The following is an 18,617-nucleotide window of genomic DNA, read 5'->3' as shown; positions in this document are numbered from 1 at the left end:
GCTACGGCTTTCTCGCGAAGCGGCCGGTGCCGGCCTCGGTGAGGATGCCGAGTTTGACCAGGCGTCTCAGCTTGGCGCGGGTGCCTTCGACGTTCTTCGGCAGCAGTTCGTGGCCGAGGGCTTCGCAGACGTCCTTGGCCCGTAGCGGCCTGGTCGCGTGGTTGAAGGAGTCGAGGATGCGGGGGTAGTCCGGGTGCTCGGGCAGGTCCGGCACGACGGCCGGGAGCCGGTCGGCGAGGCCGGTGACGGTCCTGCGGGTGATCGCGAGGTGTTCGAGGCGGGTCTCGGCCTTTTGCAACCGGCTCTGCAGGTCGTCGATCTGTGCACGGAGACCGTCGGCCAGGGCCCGGGCGGCGTCTTCCTGGAGTTCCAGGACGTCGAGCAGGGGCTGGAGGTTCACGCTGCTGCCGTCTGCGTCTCGCGCCAGGTGGGGGTGTTCGTGCCGGTGAGGCGTCGGGTCATGACGTGGGTCATCGCCCAGTAGACGCGGGAGGCGGAGGAGGAGGGGCGGTACTCGTAGTCGCGGACCAGGCGCCGGTGCAGTATCAGGATCCCGTAGGTCTGCTCGACCCTCCACCGCTTCGGCTGCGGCACGAACCCCTTGTCCTGCGGGTTGCGTGCGACGATCTCGACGTCGACGCCCAGGCCGGCACCGTGCACGACGACCTGGCTCTTGAAGCCCTGGTCGACCAGGGCCTTGCGGACGGTGCCGCCGGTGTGCTCGGCGACCTGGTCCAGCAGGAGGACGCCCGCGGCGTTGTCGTGGGTGTTCGCGGCGAGGACGACGACTGCGATGACCAGGCCGAGGACGTCCACGGCCAGGCCGCGCTTGCGGCCGGGCACCCGCTTGGCCGGATCGTGACCGGTCGTGACAGCAGGGACCCCGGCGGCCACGTGGACACTCTGGGTGTCCAGGACCACCAGGGTCGGGTCCTCTAATCGGCGGGCGCGTTCACGGACCTGGCAGCGCAGGAGTTCATGGATGACCTGATCAGTGCCGTCGTCCCGCCAGACGGCGAAGTAGTAGTAGGTCGCGCTCTTGGGCGGCAGGTCGTGCGGGAGATAAGCCCACTGGCAACCGGTCCGCCCCTGGTAGAGGATCGCGTTCACGATCTCCCGCACGTCGTAGGCGCCCTGATGCCCGCTGAACCGGTCGCTTCCCTCGATGGGGTGCAGCTCCGCCTCGTCGAGGATCTCCCAGCCGTTGGCTGAGCGGCTGCCGCGCCATTTGGTCGACGCATTGCCGAAGCGGCCCGGCGGGGAGTCGGCGACGGCAGCCGGGGCCATGAGCCCGCCGAGGGCGACAGCCCCGGCCAGGCCCCCGGCGGCGCCAACTACGCGGCGCCTGCTCACATCGTTCATGAAGATTCCTTCTTTTTGGTACGGCGATGAATGACGGCCAGCCGGACGGAGTACGCGAGGCAGAGTGCGGCCAGGACGGGGAGGACGAGCAGGGTGGTGTTCACCCAGGCCGGGACCAGGTCGTAGCCCGCGTGGCACTTCTCGTGCAGCGGGTACCACCGCCCGAATTCACGGAAGTGCGCACTGCGATACGCCGAGTCGTAGGCTTGGCCTGCGCTGTGGCATTCCTCTTCCGTGTCCAGCCCGCCGGCGAGGGCGCCGATGAGGTAGGTGATCCCAGTCCCCAGCAGGAGGATCACGGCGGTCACGGCGAACCAGAGGGGACTGCGGCGCCATCTCCCGTCGAACAGTGGATAACACCAGAGCCCGACGAGGACAGGTACGAGGACCAAGAGGATACTCATGGAGTAACCCTGCCCGTCCTTCCTGCTGTGCCGCTTGGAAAGTCATCGCTGCTGGTCGAGCCGCATATCGGTACGCGTTGACCGCTCCGCCGAGGATGCGGGTGCGTAGGAGTTTGCCGGAATGGCCGTGCTGGCGTTCGGTGGTGGGTTCCTCGCTCACATCGGGCGGGAGTTGGTCCCGGGCCTGGTGAGGCCGGTGCCCGTTGTAGTGATCTTGGTACTGGCCGAGGACGCGGCGCGCATGGGCCTCGTTCGCGATCAGCACATGGTCCAGGGCTTCCCTGCGGATCGTGCCGGTCACGCGCTCGCAGTGGGCGTTCATGCGCGGCGCCCGGGGGCGCTGAGCAGCACCTCCACGTCCTCTGACGGGAAGACGGCGTCGAAGGCCTCGGTGTACTTGGTGTCGCGGTCGCGCGGCATGAAACGCGGGGACTCCGTCCGTGTGCCGAAGTCAGCGGCGAGGTGGCGCGCCTGCTGCACCGCCCGCTGGCCGGTCGGGTGGGCGGTGACGCCGGTCAGGTGCAGGCGCCGGGTGCCGTGTTCGAGGAACGCCGGCACATGCAGGCGCTTGCCCGGGACGGTGTCGAGGTGGAAGAAGTCCGCGGCAATGATCCCCTCGGCCTGGGCGGTGAGGAACGTGCGCCGGCCGGGGCCGGAGCGGCGTGGGGCCGGGTCGGTGCCCGCATCGTTGAGGATCTGCCGGACGGTGGACGGTGGGATCGGGTGCCCCAGCCGGGCCGGCTCGCCCTGGATCCGGCGATGGCCCCACCTCGGATTCTCCTCGGCCAGGCGCAGGACGAGCTTCTTCAGCGAGGCCGGGGCCGGGGGCCGACCGGTGCGGCCGCGGCGTTTGGAACAGTCCCACTTCTTCGCGTTCCTGGTCGGGGACGAGTTGGAGCGCCTCGGCGGTGACTATTCGAGGACCGAGGACTGGCAGCCCTGCGTTGTGCGGGACGGCCTCCTGATCACCGGCCAGAACCCGGCGTCCTCGGGGCCGGTGGCCGAGGCCCTCATCAAGCTGACCGGCACGGTCGGTGCATGAACGGACTCACCACACCGACAGTTCGGTGACTGTGTGAGCGGGACCGCAACAGCTGCGGTGCTCCGGCCCGCCCGGGCCCTGCGGAAGGACCGCTGCTTTCCGCTGTGAACACCTGGTCAGGTGCGGATGGTGAGCGGGGGAGCGGTGACGACCTCGAGCAGGTAGGGCTCGCCCTCTGTGGCGACGTGCAACGGGTTGGTGCCGCCCTTGTCTTCCGCGTCGGTTACCGTCCGTGTGATGGTCGGCCGTGTTTTCGTTCGGCGGTCCCTGCTTGCCGGCGCCGCGTCAACGGCCTACGGGATCGCCGTCAGCGTCGTCATCCCGGCTGAGCAGTATCACGTGGCCGCCATGGTGCAGCGGAGTGCTCAGCCCCAGACGGTTCGCCTCGTGTCCTGTCTCCATGTCGATGAGGTGCACTTCGCCGTGACCGCCACGGGTGACGGCCACCCAGTCGGAGCCCGGTGAGGCGGCCACCGCTCGGCGTTCCACGCCCTCCCAGGGGGTACAGCCGCGCCGTGGCGCGCCGTCCATGGCGGGGAGCGAGACGCGGCGAAGGGTGTCGTCGGCGCCCAGAAGCACCAGTTCGTCGCCGTCGGGGTGGACGCGGGTGAAGGCGGTGTTGCTCCGGGCGAGCGCCAGCCGGAAGACCAGGCCGGGACCGAGCTCGGTGAGGAGCGTGCGGCCTGTATCCAGCTCGTGGTGCCATGCCTGGTTGGTCCACTCCGGCCACCGCGACGGGTCCGGAGTGCCCCCGCGCAGCGTGGTCCACAGTGCCCGCCGACGGGTGTCGAAGCGGAGATACCAACCCCGGGCGGGCGACTCCCAGGGAATCACCGTCTCGGTCACGAGCCCGTCACCCTTCCTTCGGGCCGAGTGCACTCCTGTGCCGGTGGCCGCGAACACCTGCCCGGAGCCGGGGTCCTGGGCGTCGCCGTGCCCGTCGTCCGGCAGAGGCAGGAGGGCGTGGGGCGTCACCACCGGGCAGCCGGGCGGGGCGGCAAGGAGCTCCGCGAACCGGTGGACCGCCAGCGCGCCCGGTTCCCTGTGGCGCAGTACGACGAGCGGATCGCCGCCGCCCAGCACCGTCACGCCCGGTTCGCCGACACGTGTGCGTACCCGAGCGGCTTCCCCGGTGGCCAGGTCGACGACCGTCAGAAGGTCCGACCACGGCTCCGCGTTCTCGCCCAGGCCGGTCGTGACGGCCAGTCGGCGGCCGGTTGGATCGCAGGCCACATGCTCGGCGGGCACGGCGACCGGGACCGCGAGTTCCACGAGCTTGCCGCCGAAGGGGTCGAGCACCAGCAGCTCGCCCCGGCGATCGTCCACGCAGGCCACTCGCCCTCCCGGCAGCACCAAAAACCCGGCGTGTTCGGAGAGATGACGCCCGGTGAGGTGTCCGGTGACGGTGCCGTCCGGCACGGTCACCGCATACACGGAACCGGCCACGTGGTCGGAGACGAGCAGTACGGAAGCGGCAGCGTTCACGGGTCCTCCAGGACTATTTGATGAAAATGATTATCATGTATGTTCGGTGCGTTCCAGATCCCTGAAGAGGAAGCGAGAGCGTCGATGCTGCGCGCACCGTCCAGATTCGTCCGTAGTTGGCTTACCGCGGCTGTGGCGGGTTCCGTCCTGATCGGCTGCGGCTCGGCCCCTGACGGGTCCGCTAGCGGCAAGACCGGGCCCACCGCGAAGATCGAGGTCGGCGTCGAACCCATCAGGGCGGCGACCGAGCTGACCGACGTCAACGGCGTCAAGATCTCCCTGGAGAAGCAGCCGGAGCGGATCGTCTGCCTGTTCGCGCTCTGTGACGACATCCTGACCGAACTCGGCATCGTCCCGACGGCCACCAACAGCGCACTGCTCGCCCATCCCGGCTTCCTCGGGGAAAGCGGGGCCAAGAAGGTCGACGTCGTCCCCGGCGGATTCATCGCCCCGGAGGTGGAAGCGATCCTCTCGCACAAGCCGGACCTCGTGATCGGGCTGGGGGACACCCATGGCAAGCTCGCCCCCGCACTGAAGGGCGCCACCACGTTCTGGGCCATGCAGCCCGAGACCTGGGAGGACAGTGTCGGCTACCTGCGTGACGCCGCAGCCCTGACCGGCCGCACCGTCGAGGGAGAGAAGGCCGAACGGGCCTTCCGGCTCAAGCTCGCAAAGGCTGAGAAGACCCCGAGCGACAAGACTGCCCTCATCATCTACGGCAGCGACGAGAACTTCGGTGTCGCGGCTCCGGGCGGTGACGTGACCGCCGGCCTGTTCCCCAAGATCGCCGACTATCCCTGGAAGTCCCGTGGGGTGGAAGGAAGTTACAGCCTCGAAGAGATCCTCGTCCAAGAGGTCGATGTCCTGTTCGTCGAGACGATGAGCTTCGGCGGCGCGGACGGCAAACTCTCGGAGAAGCTGGCGAAGAACCCTCTGTGGAGCAAGATCCCGGCTGTCAGGAACGGCGACGTCCACGAGGTGAACTCAGAAGTGTGGGCCAAGGGGCGCGGTACCCGTTCGATGGGCATCGTCCTCGACGAGGCCACGGCCGTGCTGCGGTGAGGGCGCCCTCACCGGCTCCTGCCGCGCCGGTCGGCCCGGCGGGTGGGGAACGGCGGTACCCGCCTCGGGCGCGGACGCGGCAACTCATCGTGGTGAGCGGGCTGTTGATTGCCGCTTCGGTCTGCGCGCTGTGTCTTGGCACCCCTTACGTTCCGCCGCACCGGCTCGTCGGCGTGGTGCTGGACGGGAACGCCACGCTCGCCGGGATCGTTGTGACCGAACTCCGCCTCCCACGTCTGGTGCTGGCGCTGATCGCCGGAGCCTGTCTGGGGGCGGCGGGGCTCGTGCTCCAGGAGGCGCTCCGTAACCCCCTGGCGGTGCCGGAAATGCTCGGTGTCTCCTCCGGGGCGGCGCTGGGTGTGGCCGCGCCGCTGGTGCTGGCCCTGTCGCTGCCTGCCGCGGTCCAGCCCGTCCTCGCCCTCGGCGGCGCCGTCCTCGGTGGCGGGCTGACGCTGCTCGCCGCCGGGCTCGGGCGCAGCCCGTCCGCGGTGCTGCTGACCGGCGCCGCCGTCGCGGCCGCGCTGCAGGCCGCGCTCCTCGTCCTGATGGTCATGGCGGATCAGCTCGACCTTCAGCTCATCTACCGCTACCTGTTGGGTTCCCTTTCCGCCCGGACCTGGGCCGACGTCGCGGGGCTGTGGCCGTGGCTGCTCGTCGCTGTCCCCGCCCTCGTGCTCTGCGCGCCGGTACTTTCGGTGATGAGGCTGGGCGACGAGGACGCCGAGGCTCTGGGAGTGCGTGTCCGACGGGCCCGGCTGGCCGCGCTGGCCATCGCGGTGGTGCTGATCGCGCCCGTCACGGCCGTGTGCGGACCTGTCGCGTGGGTGGGATTCCTTGCCCCGCACCTGGCCCGGTGGTTCAACGTCGGCTCGGGAGCGGTGCGTTGGCTCCCATGGTCCGCCGCGTGGGGTGCGGTCGTCGTGACGGTCGCCGATCTCCCCGCCCGGCTGGTGCTGGCACCCGTGGAGACCCCGGCCGGAGCTTGGACGGCCCTGCTGGGAGTTCCGGCCGGGGTCGCGTTGATGCGAGCGGGTCGCCGCCGTGGCCGCACCGGCGGGCGCAGGCCGGCGGCCGGTCCGGTGCCTCGCGGTATGCCCGAGGCCCGCGGCGCCTTCTTGCCCCCTGTGGAGAAGGCTGGAACGGAGGAAGCTCGGTGAGGCGGCGTTTCGCGGCTCTTGCGGCACTGGTTGCCGTGTGCGTCGGGGTGGAACTGGTGGCCGGACGCGGCATGTCGCCGGGCGCGGTCTGGGAGGTGCTGGGTGGCGGCGGTGATGCGACGGAGCATCACATTTTCCTGCAGTTACGGCTGCCCAGGATGCTGGTGGCCTTGGGGGCGGGCGCGTCCCTTGCCGTGGCCGGTCTGATCCTGCAGTCCGCTCTGCGCAACCCCCTTGCCGGCCCCGAAGTGACAGGTGTGACACCAGGGGCGGTTCTGGGGGCCGTCACTGCGACGGCGCTGGGACTCGCCGGGTGGGACTCGCCGCTGGCTGTGGTGCTCGCCGCGTGCGCGGGCGGATGCGCCGGAGCGCTGCTGCTCTGGCTGCTGGCCGGCCGTAAAGGCGGCGACCCCGCTCAGACCGCCGTGCACGGGGTGTTGGTATCGGCCGTGCTGGGCGGACTCACCGCCATGGTGCTGCTTGTGGAGCCGGGTGAACTCGGCAGCGTCGTGCAGTGGCTGGTGGGCACCACGGAGGGCCGGGTGTGGGAGCACTGGCACCTGCTGTGGCCGTGGGCGCTGGTCTGGGGGGCCGCGGCCTGGCTGCTTGCCGGGCCGCTGACCCTGCTGCGCTGCGGTGACGGCGTCGCCCTGGCTGCCGGGCTTCCTGTGCGGCGGGCCCGCAGCCTTGCCCTGTTGTGCGCGGTGGCGTTGACGGCAGGTGCGGTGGCTGCCGTCGGAGCGCTGGGCTTCGTGGGGCTGCTTGTCCCGCATCTGGCCGTCGCCGTCTTCGGTGCGGATCTGCGGGCGAGTCTTCCCGGTGCCGCCCTGCTGGGCGCGGTCGTCGTGTGCGGGGCGGATGCGGCGGCGCAGTTGTCCTCACGGTTGCTGGCCGGGGCGCTGGACGCCGGGCGGCTCACGCTTCCGGTCGGGGCGCTCACTGCCTGCCTGGGCGCCGTCCTGCTGCTGTTGGTCGTGCATCGCACGCCGAGCAGCACATTTTGAGAGTCGACGGAGGACTGAGCATGACCATGAGCGAGGCCATGGGAATACATGTCGAGGGGGTCCACTTCGGTTACCCCGCGAGACCCGTGCTGCGGGGAGTCGACCTGACCGTCAGGCCGGGGGAACTGACAGCGCTCGTCGGACTCAACGGCTGCGGCAAGTCGACCCTTTTGCGTCTGGCCGCCGGGTTGCTGCGGCCGGACCTGGGACGCGTGCTGCTCGGTGGGGACGACCTCGCTGGCCTCTCCCGCCGGGCCACGGCCGCGAGAGTCGCGCTTTTGCACCAGTCGGCTCCCGCCGTACCGGGAATGACGGTCCGCCATCTGGTGCGGCAGGGGCGGTACGCGGCACGGGGCCCGCTGGGCATGCTGCGCGAGGGTGACGACCCTGTGGTGCGCCGGGCATTGCGCGACGTCGGCGTGCAGGAGTGGGCCGACCGTGACGTTGATGCGTTGTCCGGGGGAGAGCGGCAGCGGGTGCGGCTGGCGATGGCGCTCGCCCAGGACACCCGCATCCTGCTGCTCGACGAGCCGACCACCTATCTGGACCTGCACCACCAGCTCGACGTGCTGCAGACGGTGGTCCGCCTGCGGGAGGAACGCGGGCTCACGGTGGTGATGGTGTTGCACGACTTGGCGCACGCCGCCCGGTTCGCCGAACGCGTCGTCGCCCTGCGTGAAGGCCGTGTGGTGGCCGACGGGGCACCGAAGGAGGTCGTCACGCCGGGACTGCTCGCGGACGTGCTGAAGGTGGCCGGCCGGGTGGGCCGGGACCCCGAGGGCGGGTGGCCCGTGTGTTACCCAGATCACCCCCTCCATGATCTAGAAAATGAAAATCAATTCCATTAACGTTCAGGTTGTGGCGCTCATCCGAACGCCTCATCTCCCTTCCGAACAAGGAGAGTTCATGGACAACGAGCAGATCTTCACCCCGATCGCCGACCCGGGTCAGCTGGCCCACGCCTCGGCCACCCACTCCAACGCCCTCGTCGAGAACCCCTTCGAGGACACCGAGGAGTAAGCGAGGGCCTCACCCCCCTCGACCGTGGGCCCGCCCGTTGCCTTATGGGCGGGCCCATGCCCATTCAGCCCCTGTCGACAGGAGATCGTCGTGTCCCGCAGCCGGCTCGTACCCGGTGTCGAAATCGTCGCCGTGCCCGGGCGGGGTCTCGCCGTCCGTACCACCGAAGGAGAATTCCTCAGCGTCAGGACACCGGAAGGGGACGAGAGCGCGTTGCTCTCCCTGCTCTCCGGCACGGACAGCGCCCCGCCGGACAAGGAACTACGCCGTGTGGTCCGGGCCTTCGAAGAGGCCGGCTACCTGGCAGACGAGCCGCAGCTTCCGCAGTGGCCCGCCGATCGCCGCGACATCCGCCTCCTCGGCGCCCCAGCCCTGACCCGGCCGCTGGCCGTGCACCTGGCCGCCCTGGGAGCCGAGCCCCGAACGACACCCGCCCCGACCGGCCCCGGCCCCTCGCGGGTGGAGATCGAGGACCTCCTCGACGAAAGCCCCGCCGCCGTTGTGTGGTGTCTCGACGGACCCGTCCCCGACGGGCTCTGGGAGGCCGCCGACCAGCTGCCCGAGCACGAGGTCGCCTGGCTCCGCTGCCACCGTGAGGGCTGGCAGGCGTACATCGAACCCCTCGCCGCTACCTCCGGCGACGTCACCGCAGCCCACGTACGGGCCCGCCGACTCGCCGCCACTCCCGCCCACCGCGAACTGTCCGCCTACTGGAGCGGACCTCGTACCTCAGGCGCACCGGCCCGGCTCACCGTTACCGCCGCCGCACTGCTTGCGGCCCTGCTGGCCGACGATCTCGCCCGGTGGGCCACCGCGCCCCCCGACACGGCCGGCTTCCCGGCACGGCGCCGACTGCGACACGTGGACCTGCGCACGCTGACCGTCACCGAGCACCCCGTTCTGCCAGTGCCCGTCGTCGCTTCGATGCCGAAGAAGGACGGATGACGTCTCTCCATGCGACCCCTGCAGGTCTCGCCACGGATGCGCACCTTCCCGAAGGCTCCGGCCCCTTTCCCGCCGTCCTCATCCGCACCCCCTACGACCGCGTCCGGCACCTGGCCGAAGCGCGCGGCTGGGCCCGCCGCGGGTTCGCCGCCGTCGTCCAGGACGTGAGGGGCCGGTTCGCCTCGCCGGGGGAGTGGCACCCCTACGAGAACGAAGCCGCCGACGGCGCGGTGACGGCTCGATGGATCCGGCGACAGCCGTGGAGCGACGGCCGGTACGTCGCTGTCGGCGCCTCCTACGCCGCCCACTGCGCCCTCGTTCTCGCCCTCGAAGCGCCCGGTGAGGCGGCGGTCCGGCCGGACGCCGTCATCGCCGCCGTGCCTGCGCTGGGCGCCGCCGAGACCGCGCGCGAGCCCTCCGGTGTGGAACGGCTGCTGGCCCGTGCCGGTTGGTGGGCCGCCCACGGCGACCGGCACGACTCGGACGAGGGTGCGCTGGAGCAGGCCCTCGCCGCGGATCCCGGCCTGCTCACCCACCTGCCGCTCACCGGCCTTCCCAAGCGGTTGGGCCGAATCCTGCCGTCCTGGGCAGGACTGTGGCGGCAACGTGAGCGCGGCCGACTCGTCTCTCGAGCGGCGGACGCCGACGTGCCTCTGCTCGTGGTCGGGGGCCATCACGACCACTTCACCGAGGACACCCTGGCGCTGTGGCGTGCCTGGGGAGGGCCCTCGGCCCGCCTGCTCCTCGGCCCCTGGGGGCACGGTCTCCTCACCATGCCCGGATCCGACGCCGGCCCCGCCCACCGGATGGTCCTCGGCGAGCTGTACGCGAGGTGGGCCCACCGCGCCCTGGCCGGTGACCTCACCCCCGGCCGCCACGGCGCGCAGGCGCTGGGCGACGCCGACCTGTGGCTGCCCGCCGGCACCGAGGGCGAACCGCGTACACAGCGGGTGCGGCTGCTGCACGGCTCTCGTTTCACCGCCGACCCCGACCGCCCGGTCCGCTCCGACGACCTCACCGTACCCACCGGGGGAGTACCTGACCGTTGCCTCCTGGTCACCCCGCCGCTTTTGCGGCCGCTCGACGCCGTGGGGCCTGTGCGGATACGGCTGCGGGCCACCTCCGACACCCCGTCCGCCGACTGGGCTGCCCGCCTCGTCGCCCTCACACCGGAAGGGATCGCCGAGCAACTCGCCGTCGGCGTTCTGCGCCGCGAGGAACCGGCCGCCAGTGAACTCACCCTCGGGCTCGGCCGCCTCACGCGTCGGCTGCGGGCCGGCACGCGGCTGCGGCTCGAGATCGCCGGACACCATTTCCCCGCCCACGCCCGTAATCCCCACACGGGAGACGACCCGATCACAGCCGACCGGCTGCTCGCCTCCCGGCGGGAAGTCGACCCGACGAGCGTGACGCTGACCCTGCACGTCCTCCCTTTCCGCCCCACCTCCACCGATCCCGCCAAGGAGATCCTGCGATGACGGCGCTGCCGCTGGAAGCACTCGTCGACCCCGTCTGCGGCATCATCCGTGAGGTCGAACCCGTCGAACACCTCACGGGCGCCCCGCCCCGCTACACCGCGTTCACCGCCGAGGTGTCCGACGCCCGCAGACTCGGTCTGTGGCCCGCCGACCGGGTCTCTCTCGGCACGACCTTCGGCGACCCCGAGCAAGCCCGGATCGCCGCGATAGCCGAGGGGATAGAGCGGTACTGCGGCAACCGTGTGCCCCCGCCCGGCCACCGTGACGCTCCCCTGCGCGCGACCGCAGCCGAACTCACCGAGAAAGGCCTGCGGCTGTACGGCCCCGACGACCTGCCCGCCTACGCGCCGTGGCAGTACAGCCGGGAGAAGTTCCCCTACCGCCCCCTCACCGCGGACACCCCGGCCTTGTGGACGCGCGGTACCGAGCGACTGCCCGACGGACGCACGACCGAGGTCTGGGCACCTGTTGCCCTCACCCACCTCAACTGGCGCCAGGGAGACCTGCGCGAACTGCCCCGCACCCACCACCTCAACTACGCGGGCATAGCCACCGGGCAGGGCTTCGACGACGCCGTCGAGCGCGGCCTGCTGGAGATCGTCGAACGTGACGCCCTGGAACTGTGGTGGCACCTTGACGGGCCCACCCGCGGCATCGACCCGGCCAGCGTGCCCGGCCTCATGGACGACCTGGCCGGATCCGCGCTCGACGTCCACCTCGTCGAGATGCCCTCGGAGTTCGCCCCGTGCATGGCCGCGCTCGTCCATGACCCCGCTCTCGGTCTGTACGCGGCCGGTTTCGCCTGCAAGTACGACCCGGCCGAGGCTGCCCGCAAGGCGGTACTCGAAGCGGTCCACACCTGGGTCTTCACCCAGGGCCTGACGGACTCCGACGGCTGGGTCTTCCAGGCTGTCGAGGCCGGACTGCTCGCCCGCGGCCTCTATCTGGAGCACCGCCCTGACGGCCGGTACCTCGACTCCTGCGGCGAGCGGTTCGAGCACGTGCGGGACCTGGGTGCGCACGTGCAGGTCTGGCTGGACGAACGGATGGCAGACGAAGCGAGGCGGTTCACCGAACCCGCCCACGCAAGCGTGCCCGTCAACGCCGTCGAGCCCGGCAGCCGAGATCGGCTGGAGAATGCGCTGCGCGCGGGCGGCCACCGTCTCATGACGTTCGACCTCACCACCGAGGACGTGGCGGAAACACCCCTGCGAGTGGCCAGGGTCCTCGTCTCCGGACTCCTCCCCAATGCCCCCGCCGCCTTCGGCTATTTCGGTTGCCCCCGGCTCGCCGAGACCGCCGTGCGACGGGGCTGGCGTACGACCGCACCGGGCGCACCCGAGGACTTCACGCTGGCGCCTCCGCCCCACATGTGAGGGCGACCGTGGAACATCTCGACCACAACCGCCAAACGGACACAGAACGCCTGTCCGAGGACCGCCCGGAACGCACGAGACACCTCGCCGATGGCCGTCCGGTGGACACGAAACGCCTCGAGGAGGGCCGTCCGGTGGACAGGGACCACGTAGGGGAGGACCGTGCAGTGGACCTCGCCGCTGCTCTCGGGCACGCTCGCTCCGCACAGCGCCCCGATCCCGACACATCCGCAGGGCCAGCCACCCCGGCCTGGCAGGGCGGGTCACTGCCGATCCCGGAAGGCCACCCGGCCGAACTCGATCTGCAGACCCTGCTACGCCTCTCCCTGGCTGCCTCGGACAGCTCGGGACGACGGCGCCCGGCCCCCTCCGCCGGTGCGCTGCACCCGGTGGACACCGAACTCGTCGTCGGCGCCGGCTGCTCCCTGCCGCCCGGTCGCTACGGCTACGACCCGCTGCGCCACCGTGTGCACCGCCTCGGTGGGCGCCCCGGCGGCACGCCGCCGGGCGTGACCGCGGAACTCTCCGTCACCGCGCGGCGTACGGTCTCCCACTACGGTCACCGCGCCTGGCCGCTGCTGCTCCTCGACACCGGACACGCCGCCGCCGCGCTCTTCCTCGCGAGCCGTGCGCTGGGCGCGGGGGAGCCCGGGCTCCGCTTGGCCGCAGGCTCCCAGCAGCCCCTCGCCTCCGTCCACGTCGCCCCGCCTGGCCCGGTGCACCGGGCCGACGGCCTCCTGTGCCCCCTGCTGTCGGCGAGCGCGCCCACGCCCGAGGAACTCCTCGTCCGTCGCAGTGCTCCGCCCCCGCTGCCGGGCACCCCGGCACCGGAGACGCTACGGGCGATCCTCACCACTGCTGCCCGTGCCGGCGGCGGCGATCTGCGGTGGTGCGCCGCTGTCGGCTCCCCTCGACCCGGCCTGATGGAACTGGCCCCCGACGGCGCGACACTGCGCCGGTGCGCGGCGGGCGAGGCCCGCCCGACGCTCGCGGCCTGGGCAGCGGGCCAGGCGTGGATCGCGGACGCGGGCGCCGTCCTGCTCGCCCGCGGCTGCCCTACGGACGCCGACGCGGCGCACATCCGCCATACCCACCTGCGGGCCGGATTCGCCGTCCACCTCGCTCACATCACCGCCCGCCGTCACGGTCTGGCCGCCCGGCCCGTGGGGTCCTGGCAGCAGGCGGACCTCGGTGCCGCACTGGGCGCCGCACCCGGCCAGGACTGGATCGTCCACGGACTGGCCCTCGGTACCCTTCGCGCCGAAAAGGAGAACACCCCGTGAGCGTCCACCCCGAGCTGCGCCGCGTTGCCCGACGCGCACGGCGCCCTCTGCTCAACGCCACTCTCTTGCAAGGTGCCGTCACCCTCACCCATCTGGCGCAGGCGGCTCTGCTGGCCCTCGCGCTCGCCGACTTGGCCCGCGGTCACACGGGACGACTCCCATGGCTGCTCAGCGCAGTGCTTGCCGTTGTCGCCGCCCGCGCCGGGCTCAGTACGTGGCAGCGGCGGACCGCCACCCTCGCCGGGTCCGAGGCCAGAGTCGCACTGCGGGACGAACTCCTTTCCCACCTAGGAATGTTGGGCCCTGCATACCTGACGACCGCACGCGCCGGAGCCGTCCGCACCACCCTCGTCGACGGCGTGGAGGGTGTCGACGCCTACGTCTCCCGCTACCTGCCCCAACTCCTGATCACCTTGATAGTGCCGCCCCTGGTCCTTGCCATCCTGGCCGCAGTGGAACCAACGGCGCTGCTGGGACTCGTCCCCGCCCTGCTTCTCGCCCTGTTCGGCCCCCGGGCCTGGGACCGCCTCCTCGCCGCCCGCGGCAAGGAACACTGGGACACGTACGAAGATCTGGGCGCCGACTACCTGGAAGCCCTGCAGGCAATGCCCGCTCTGCGTGCCGCCGGCGCGGTCGGCCGCACCCGCGAACGCCTGGAGAGGCGCTCGGCGGCGCTGCACCGGGCGACCGTCGCCAAACTCCGCGTCTCCCTGGTCGACACCGGCATTACCGACCTCGCCATCCAGGGCGGCACCGCTGCCGCGGCGCTCCTTGCCTGCTGGTCGGCCGTCAGCGGATCCACCACGGCGACCGGCACCTACCTGGTGCTGCTCCTCGCCTCCGAATGCTTCCGGCCGGTCCGCGACCTCGCTCGCGAGTGGCACGCCGGATACCTTGGCGTGTCGGCCGCAGACGGGATCGCAACGCTGCGCACCGCCGAACCCGCGGTCCCCGACACCGGAACGACACCCGCAAACTGGCTGGCACCCCCTGAACTCCGTTTCGAAAATGTCCGGTTCGCCTATGACGGCGCGTCGACGCCCGCCCTTCACGACATCTCTTTTACCGCACCGGCGGGACGCACCACCGCGATCGTCGGGCCCTCCGGCGCGGGCAAGTCCACCCTGCTCGCCCTGCTCCTGCGCCACCACGACCCGGACGAAGGCCGGATCACCCTCGACGGGCACCGCACCAGCCAGTACTCCCTCGACGCGCTACGGCAGGGCATCGCCGTGGTGTCGCAGAACACGTACCTCTTCCATGCCACCATCGCCGACAATCTGCGCATGGCCCGGCCGGATGCCACGGACGGCGACCTGACGGCGGCGGCCCGCAGCGCCGGCGTCCACGACGAGATCGCCGCCCTCCCCGACGGCTACGAGACGGTGCTCGGGGAACGCGGCGCCACCCTGTCCGGCGGGCAACGACAGCGTCTCGCACTCGCCCGGGCCCTTCTGGCGGACGCACCCGTGCTCGTCCTCGACGAAGCGACGAGCTCGGTCGACGAACGCCGCGAGGCAGACATCGTCCGAGAACTACTGAACGCCGCCGGTGACCGCACCGTCCTGGTGATCGCCCACCGGCTCGCCGCCGTCCGGCACGCCGACCACATCGTCGTCCTCGACGAGGGGCGGGTGGACGCCATGGGCGACCACGCCGGCCTGGTCGAGGCCGGGGGCATCTACGCGCGACTCGTCGAAGCCGGCCGTATCCACCAAGGAGAACTCGCCGCATGAGCCACGCCAGTGACACCGTCACCACCGAGACAGATGTGCCCGAGCGAGGCTCACTGCGTGCCCTTCTCCCCGCCCTCGCCGGGCACCGCGCCATGACGGCCCGCACCTGCGCCGCCGCACTCCTCGAACAAGGCTCGCTCGTCGCGCTGGTTACGCTCGCCGCCCACACCGTGGGCACAGCCGTCATCGACACGAAGGCACCTTCAGCCGGCACCGTCATCGCCCTGCTCGCCCTGGTCCTCGTACGGACCGTGATGACCTGGCGCGAGATGGACCTCTCGCACGACCTGGCGTATCGGGTACTCGCCGCGCTGCGGGTACGCGTCTTCGACGGGCTCGCCCGCAGCGCACCCGCCCGCGTCGCGGGCCGACGGAGCGGGGACCTCGCGGCCACCGCCATGGCAGACGTGGAGGCACTGGAGTTCTTCTACGCCCACACCACCGCCCAGCTCCTGGCGGCGGGGACGGTTTTCACCGGCGGCGCGGCGGTCCTCACCGTGCTGGAGCCGTGGCTGCTCGCGGTGGTCCTGCCGATCGCGGCCCTGCTTGCGGCGGCCCCTTTCGCCGACGCACGCGGACGCTCGGTACGTGGCTCCCGTACCCGTACGGCCGTCGCCACGCTCTCCGCCGACACGGTGGAGAGCATCGACGGACTGCGAGAACTGCTCGCTTTCGGCACCCTCTCCGCCCGCCGACGCCGACTGGCCGAGCGCGGACGCCAGGTCGGGGACGCCCAGCGCGCCGAGGCCACTTGGGAAGTTTTCGCCGCCGCGGTCCGCGATCTCCTCATCGTGGGGGCCGTCCTCGGCGTAGTGGTCGCCGCGGCACAGTCCATGACCTCGGGGCACCTGCACGGCGCATGGGTACCAGCGGCGATGGCGCTCGCCCTGGCCGTCCTCGGCCCCGTCGCGGAGTTGGCCCGCTCCCTGAGCCAGGCCGTGTCCCTACGTGCCGCTGCATCCCGTGTCGGTGCGGCCGTCAAAGCTCCCGCGCTTGCCCCGCCACCCGCCGCACCCCGCCCGCTTCCCCCCGGACCGCTGGGCATCCGTCTGCACCAGGTGAAGTTCGACTACGGCGGCAGCCCCGTCCTCGACGGCGTCGAGCTGACGGTCCGCGCGGGGCAGACGCTCGCCCTGGTCGGTGCCTCGGGCGCCGGAAAGTCGACCTGCGCCCACCTCCTGGCCCGCTTCTGGGACCCGATCCAGGGCGAGATCCAACTGATACCCGCCGACGGGGACCCCATCGACCTGCGCGAGGTGAGCGACGCCGAACTCCGCCGCACCGTCGCGCTGGTTGGACAGGAGACACCCCTCTTCCACGGCATCCTCGCCGAGAACCTGCGGCTCGCCGCCCCCGAAGCCGACGACGACCTCCTCGCCGAGACAGCCCGCCTGTGCGGCGTCGACCAGATTGCCCCGATGAGCACCCTGGTCGGTGAGCGCGGCTCCACCCTCTCCGGGGGGCAGCGAGCTCGCATCGCCCTGGCCCGCGCCCTCCTGACACGGCCGAGAGTCCTGATCCTGGACGAATCCACCGCCCACCTGGACAACGCGAGCGATGCCCGCCTCGCCGCCGCGCTCCATCAGGCAGGCCGTACGACCGTCGTCATCGCCCACCGCCGCGCCACCATCCGCCGGGCCGACCGGATCGCTGTCCTTGAAGCCGGTCGCATCGTTGAGGAGGGTACCTGGGGGGAGCTCACCGACCGCCCTGACAGCGCACTCAACCGCAGCCTCCCCGACATTGCCCCCTGAGCCTGGGCCGCGGGTCTCCTCGGTGGTAGTGCTGGTGGCGACCTCGGCGCTGTGGTGCTGTTCGCCCGGGCGGCCGGTGCCCTCCCACGCCTGCGACATAGGTGGGTGGATCAGGGCTCTTGCGGTACCGACTTCCACGCCGCAGCTCTGGAGGCCACCGATATGACGGTGGAGATCGTGCAGCGCCGCGACGGCAGCTTCTGCTCGACCCGGGCCCGGGTGGGGGGCACCACCACCGGCAGCGCCCCCGTTCGCGGTGGTCCCGCGTCGTTGGGCGGTGGAGCGGACATTCGCCTGGCTGGGACGGTGCCGCCGCCTGTCGAAGGACTACGAGTACCGTCACATCTGCTTAGTACTCCAGCAGCGTTTCGCTATCTGGCCTGGTCAGAGGCATCGTCGGGAGTGTAGTGGGCTGCTGTTCAAACGGCTCCGCATCCGCTACGAACGACGCGCCGACCTCCACCAGGGCCTGCTCGAACCGGCCTGCAGCCTCATTTGCCTCCGCCGCCTCCGAACCTCATTCCGAAACGATCGGTCAACGCCCTCTCGCACCAGGCGAACCATGTGACCCACTGATCGGGTTGCCCAACGAAATCCATGACCTTGGCATGTCCGTTTTCGGCGGCATGTGCGTTGGCAGGAGGCAGGCGGCCGTGCGGACAACGCTCCTCAACCGTCTGGCCCTCTGTGGCTCAAACGGCCTCACGGTCGTGCCGAACGGGGCATGACCTGCGAACACCTCCGAAGTAGTTGCAATATAAAGTACCTCTTGGGGAGAACGGCTCCACCAGGAGCCGTGACCGTGGTCCGGCCCGGGGAGAACCGAGTGGCGAGGAAACGCAGGACCCCCGTGTCGGTACGCGGCCACAAGCGCCGCCTGCCCAACGGGAGAACGACGTACGTACGTCGGCACACCCGGACCTACTGGACCGGGCGGAGACCTCCGCTCGCCGTGCCCGGGCGGGGACGCTCCACAGGATCGGCGCGACGCATCCCGACGCGATCGACGTCGGACAGTACGCGATCACGCTCACCGAAGGCTTCGACGACCACCTCGGCCAAGCCGGCGGAGGCAAGCGCGGCCTGTGGCGCGTGGGGATGCTTCGGCCTTCTGTCCACCGCCATGATTCTCGCCTCGCTCATATCGGAGGACGGTGAGCGGCCGTACCTGTCCATCATCGTTCCGTTTTTCGTCGCGGCGGTGCTCACGGGCTGGCTGTGCGGCCGCGCCTTCTCGCCCACCACGGCCCAGGGACGGAGACGGTTGACGACAGCCAGGCGGATCGCGCTGGCCTCGGGCATCTCCATCGCAGTGGTGCCGATGCTCATGTGGGAAGCGGTGTCCGACACCGCGGAGCTGGCGCCCCTGTGGCTCAACGTCATCCGAAATCTCGGCATGGGCTTCCTCCTGTCCTGGGCGGCCGGCGCGCGAAGGGGAGTCCGCCGCGTCGCTTCGGCGCAGAGCGCGTCTCCCGAGTCATGCCCGCTGCAGCATGAGGCTGCCCGGAA

Annotated in this window: 17 protein-coding genes and 2 pseudogenes; 13 read left to right on the top strand and 6 right to left on the bottom strand. The window is 71.2% G+C overall.

From position 1 onward, the window contains the following. Position 1 precedes the first annotated feature (1 nt). The 4 genes and pseudogenes from ACF09K_RS33700 to ACF09K_RS33685 form a co-directional block, all read right to left on the bottom strand. Entirely contained in the window at positions 2-400 is a 399-nt protein-coding gene (locus tag ACF09K_RS33700) for a hypothetical protein (protein WP_392249146.1), read from the bottom strand. Next, complete coding sequence (locus tag ACF09K_RS33695) at positions 397-1,362, bottom strand: IS5 family transposase (RefSeq protein WP_392249145.1); 966 nt, start codon at positions 1,360-1,362, stop codon at positions 397-399. The genes ACF09K_RS33700 and ACF09K_RS33695 overlap by 4 nt, the downstream gene beginning before the upstream one ends. Beyond that, the gene (locus tag ACF09K_RS33690; RefSeq protein ID WP_392249144.1) at positions 1,359-1,766 is read right to left on the bottom strand and encodes a hypothetical protein; all 408 of its coding nucleotides are present in this window, start codon (positions 1,764-1,766) and stop codon (positions 1,359-1,361) included. The genes ACF09K_RS33695 and ACF09K_RS33690 overlap by 4 nt, the downstream gene beginning before the upstream one ends. A 58-nt stretch (positions 1,767-1,824) precedes the next feature. Next, positions 1,825-2,639 (bottom strand): annotated as a pseudogene (locus ACF09K_RS33685) (integrase core domain-containing protein); the annotation flags it as partial. On the opposite strand from ACF09K_RS33685, the gene ACF09K_RS33680 reads away from it, so the two are divergent. Continuing rightward, positions 2,617-2,808 carry a hypothetical protein gene (locus ACF09K_RS33680; RefSeq protein WP_392249143.1) on the top strand — a complete coding sequence of 64 codons (192 nt, stop codon included), beginning with the start codon at positions 2,617-2,619 and terminating at the stop codon, positions 2,806-2,808. The pseudogene ACF09K_RS33685 and the gene ACF09K_RS33680 sit on opposite strands and share 23 nt — an antisense overlap. 285 nt (positions 2,809-3,093) lie before the next feature. Here the strand turns inward: ACF09K_RS33680 and ACF09K_RS33675 are convergent, their stop codons facing one another. Beyond that, a complete protein-coding gene (locus ACF09K_RS33675) occupies positions 3,094-4,293 on the bottom strand; it encodes a hypothetical protein (RefSeq protein WP_392249142.1) in 1,200 nt (399 codons plus the stop codon). 84 nt (positions 4,294-4,377) lie between these two features. Here ACF09K_RS33675 and ACF09K_RS33670 point away from each other — a divergent pair, with 84 nt between their 5' ends. From ACF09K_RS33670 to ACF09K_RS33615, 12 genes and pseudogenes are all read left to right on the top strand, one after another. Continuing rightward, on the top strand, positions 4,378-5,355 hold the full coding sequence (locus ACF09K_RS33670) for an ABC transporter substrate-binding protein (protein ID WP_392249160.1): 978 nt from the start codon (positions 4,378-4,380) through the stop codon (positions 5,353-5,355). A gap of 92 nt (positions 5,356-5,447) precedes the next feature. Continuing rightward, positions 5,448-6,512, top strand: a complete 1,065-nt coding sequence (locus tag ACF09K_RS33665; RefSeq protein ID WP_392249141.1) for a FecCD family ABC transporter permease — start codon at positions 5,448-5,450, stop codon at positions 6,510-6,512. Beyond that, complete coding sequence (locus ACF09K_RS33660) at positions 6,509-7,516, top strand: FecCD family ABC transporter permease (protein ID WP_392249140.1); 1,008 nt, start codon at positions 6,509-6,511, stop codon at positions 7,514-7,516. The genes ACF09K_RS33665 and ACF09K_RS33660 overlap by 4 nt, the downstream gene beginning before the upstream one ends. Positions 7,517-7,542: 26 nt before the next feature. Further along, positions 7,543-8,364, top strand: a complete 822-nt coding sequence (locus ACF09K_RS33655) for an ABC transporter ATP-binding protein (protein WP_392249159.1) — start codon at positions 7,543-7,545, stop codon at positions 8,362-8,364. Positions 8,365-8,422: 58 nt separating this feature from the next. Next, positions 8,423-8,536, top strand: a complete 114-nt coding sequence (gene amiA, locus ACF09K_RS33650) for a streptamidine family RiPP (RefSeq protein WP_256525211.1) — start codon at positions 8,423-8,425, stop codon at positions 8,534-8,536. Between the two features lie 90 nt (positions 8,537-8,626). After that, positions 8,627-9,481 carry a hypothetical protein gene (locus tag ACF09K_RS33645; RefSeq protein WP_392249139.1) on the top strand — a complete coding sequence of 285 codons (855 nt, stop codon included), beginning with the start codon at positions 8,627-8,629 and terminating at the stop codon, positions 9,479-9,481. After that, positions 9,478-10,959, top strand: a complete 1,482-nt coding sequence (locus ACF09K_RS33640; protein WP_392249138.1) for a CocE/NonD family hydrolase — start codon at positions 9,478-9,480, stop codon at positions 10,957-10,959. Before ACF09K_RS33645 ends, ACF09K_RS33640 begins: the two co-directional genes overlap by 4 nt. Further along, the gene (locus ACF09K_RS33635; protein ID WP_392249137.1) at positions 10,956-12,335 is read left to right on the top strand and encodes a YcaO-like family protein; all 1,380 of its coding nucleotides are present in this window, start codon (positions 10,956-10,958) and stop codon (positions 12,333-12,335) included. The genes ACF09K_RS33640 and ACF09K_RS33635 overlap by 4 nt, the downstream gene beginning before the upstream one ends. Positions 12,336-12,724: 389 nt before the next feature. Next, positions 12,725-13,618, top strand: a complete 894-nt coding sequence (locus ACF09K_RS33630; RefSeq protein ID WP_392249136.1) for a SagB/ThcOx family dehydrogenase — start codon at positions 12,725-12,727, stop codon at positions 13,616-13,618. Further along, the gene (locus ACF09K_RS33625; protein WP_392249135.1) at positions 13,615-15,354 is read left to right on the top strand and encodes an ABC transporter ATP-binding protein/permease; all 1,740 of its coding nucleotides are present in this window, start codon (positions 13,615-13,617) and stop codon (positions 15,352-15,354) included. The genes ACF09K_RS33630 and ACF09K_RS33625 overlap by 4 nt, the downstream gene beginning before the upstream one ends. Then, a complete protein-coding gene (locus ACF09K_RS33620) occupies positions 15,351-17,108 on the top strand; it encodes an ABC transporter ATP-binding protein (RefSeq protein WP_392249134.1) in 1,758 nt (585 codons plus the stop codon). Before ACF09K_RS33625 ends, ACF09K_RS33620 begins: the two co-directional genes overlap by 4 nt. Before the next feature lie 250 nt (positions 17,109-17,358). Further along, positions 17,359-17,442, top strand: a pseudogene (locus ACF09K_RS33615) (transposase); the annotation flags it as partial. Between the two features lie 587 nt (positions 17,443-18,029). Here ACF09K_RS33615 and ACF09K_RS33610 read toward each other — a convergent pair. After that, positions 18,030-18,437, bottom strand: coding sequence for a hypothetical protein (locus tag ACF09K_RS33610; RefSeq protein WP_392249133.1), 408 nt, complete (start codon positions 18,435-18,437; stop codon positions 18,030-18,032). Between the last annotated feature and the right edge of the window lie 180 nt (positions 18,438-18,617).

Origin of the sequence: Streptomyces sp. NPDC014882, from assembly GCF_043081325.1 — a bacterium.
In the GTDB taxonomy this organism is placed as follows: Bacteria; Actinomycetota; Actinomycetes; order Streptomycetales; family Streptomycetaceae; genus Streptomyces.
This window is presented reverse-complemented; position numbering and strand designations above follow the sequence as displayed.

Coding starts and splice junctions, on each gene's coding strand:
- ACF09K_RS33695 (WP_392249145.1), bottom strand. CDS start 1,362: ATGAACGATGTGAGCAGGCGCCGCGTAGTTGGCGCCGCCGGGGGCCTG.
- ACF09K_RS33690 (WP_392249144.1), bottom strand. CDS start 1,766: ATGAGTATCCTCTTGGTCCTCGTACCTGTCCTCGTCGGGCTCTGGTGT.
- ACF09K_RS33670 (WP_392249160.1), top strand. CDS start 4,378: ATGCTGCGCGCACCGTCCAGATTCGTCCGTAGTTGGCTTACCGCGGCT.
- ACF09K_RS33655 (WP_392249159.1), top strand. CDS start 7,543: ATGAGCGAGGCCATGGGAATACATGTCGAGGGGGTCCACTTCGGTTAC.
- amiA (WP_256525211.1), top strand. CDS start 8,423: ATGGACAACGAGCAGATCTTCACCCCGATCGCCGACCCGGGTCAGCTG.
- ACF09K_RS33640 (WP_392249138.1), top strand. CDS start 9,478: ATGACGTCTCTCCATGCGACCCCTGCAGGTCTCGCCACGGATGCGCAC.
- ACF09K_RS33635 (WP_392249137.1), top strand. CDS start 10,956: ATGACGGCGCTGCCGCTGGAAGCACTCGTCGACCCCGTCTGCGGCATC.
- ACF09K_RS33620 (WP_392249134.1), top strand. CDS start 15,351: ATGAGCCACGCCAGTGACACCGTCACCACCGAGACAGATGTGCCCGAG.
- ACF09K_RS33610 (WP_392249133.1), bottom strand. CDS start 18,437: ATGAGCATCGGCACCACTGCGATGGAGATGCCCGAGGCCAGCGCGATC.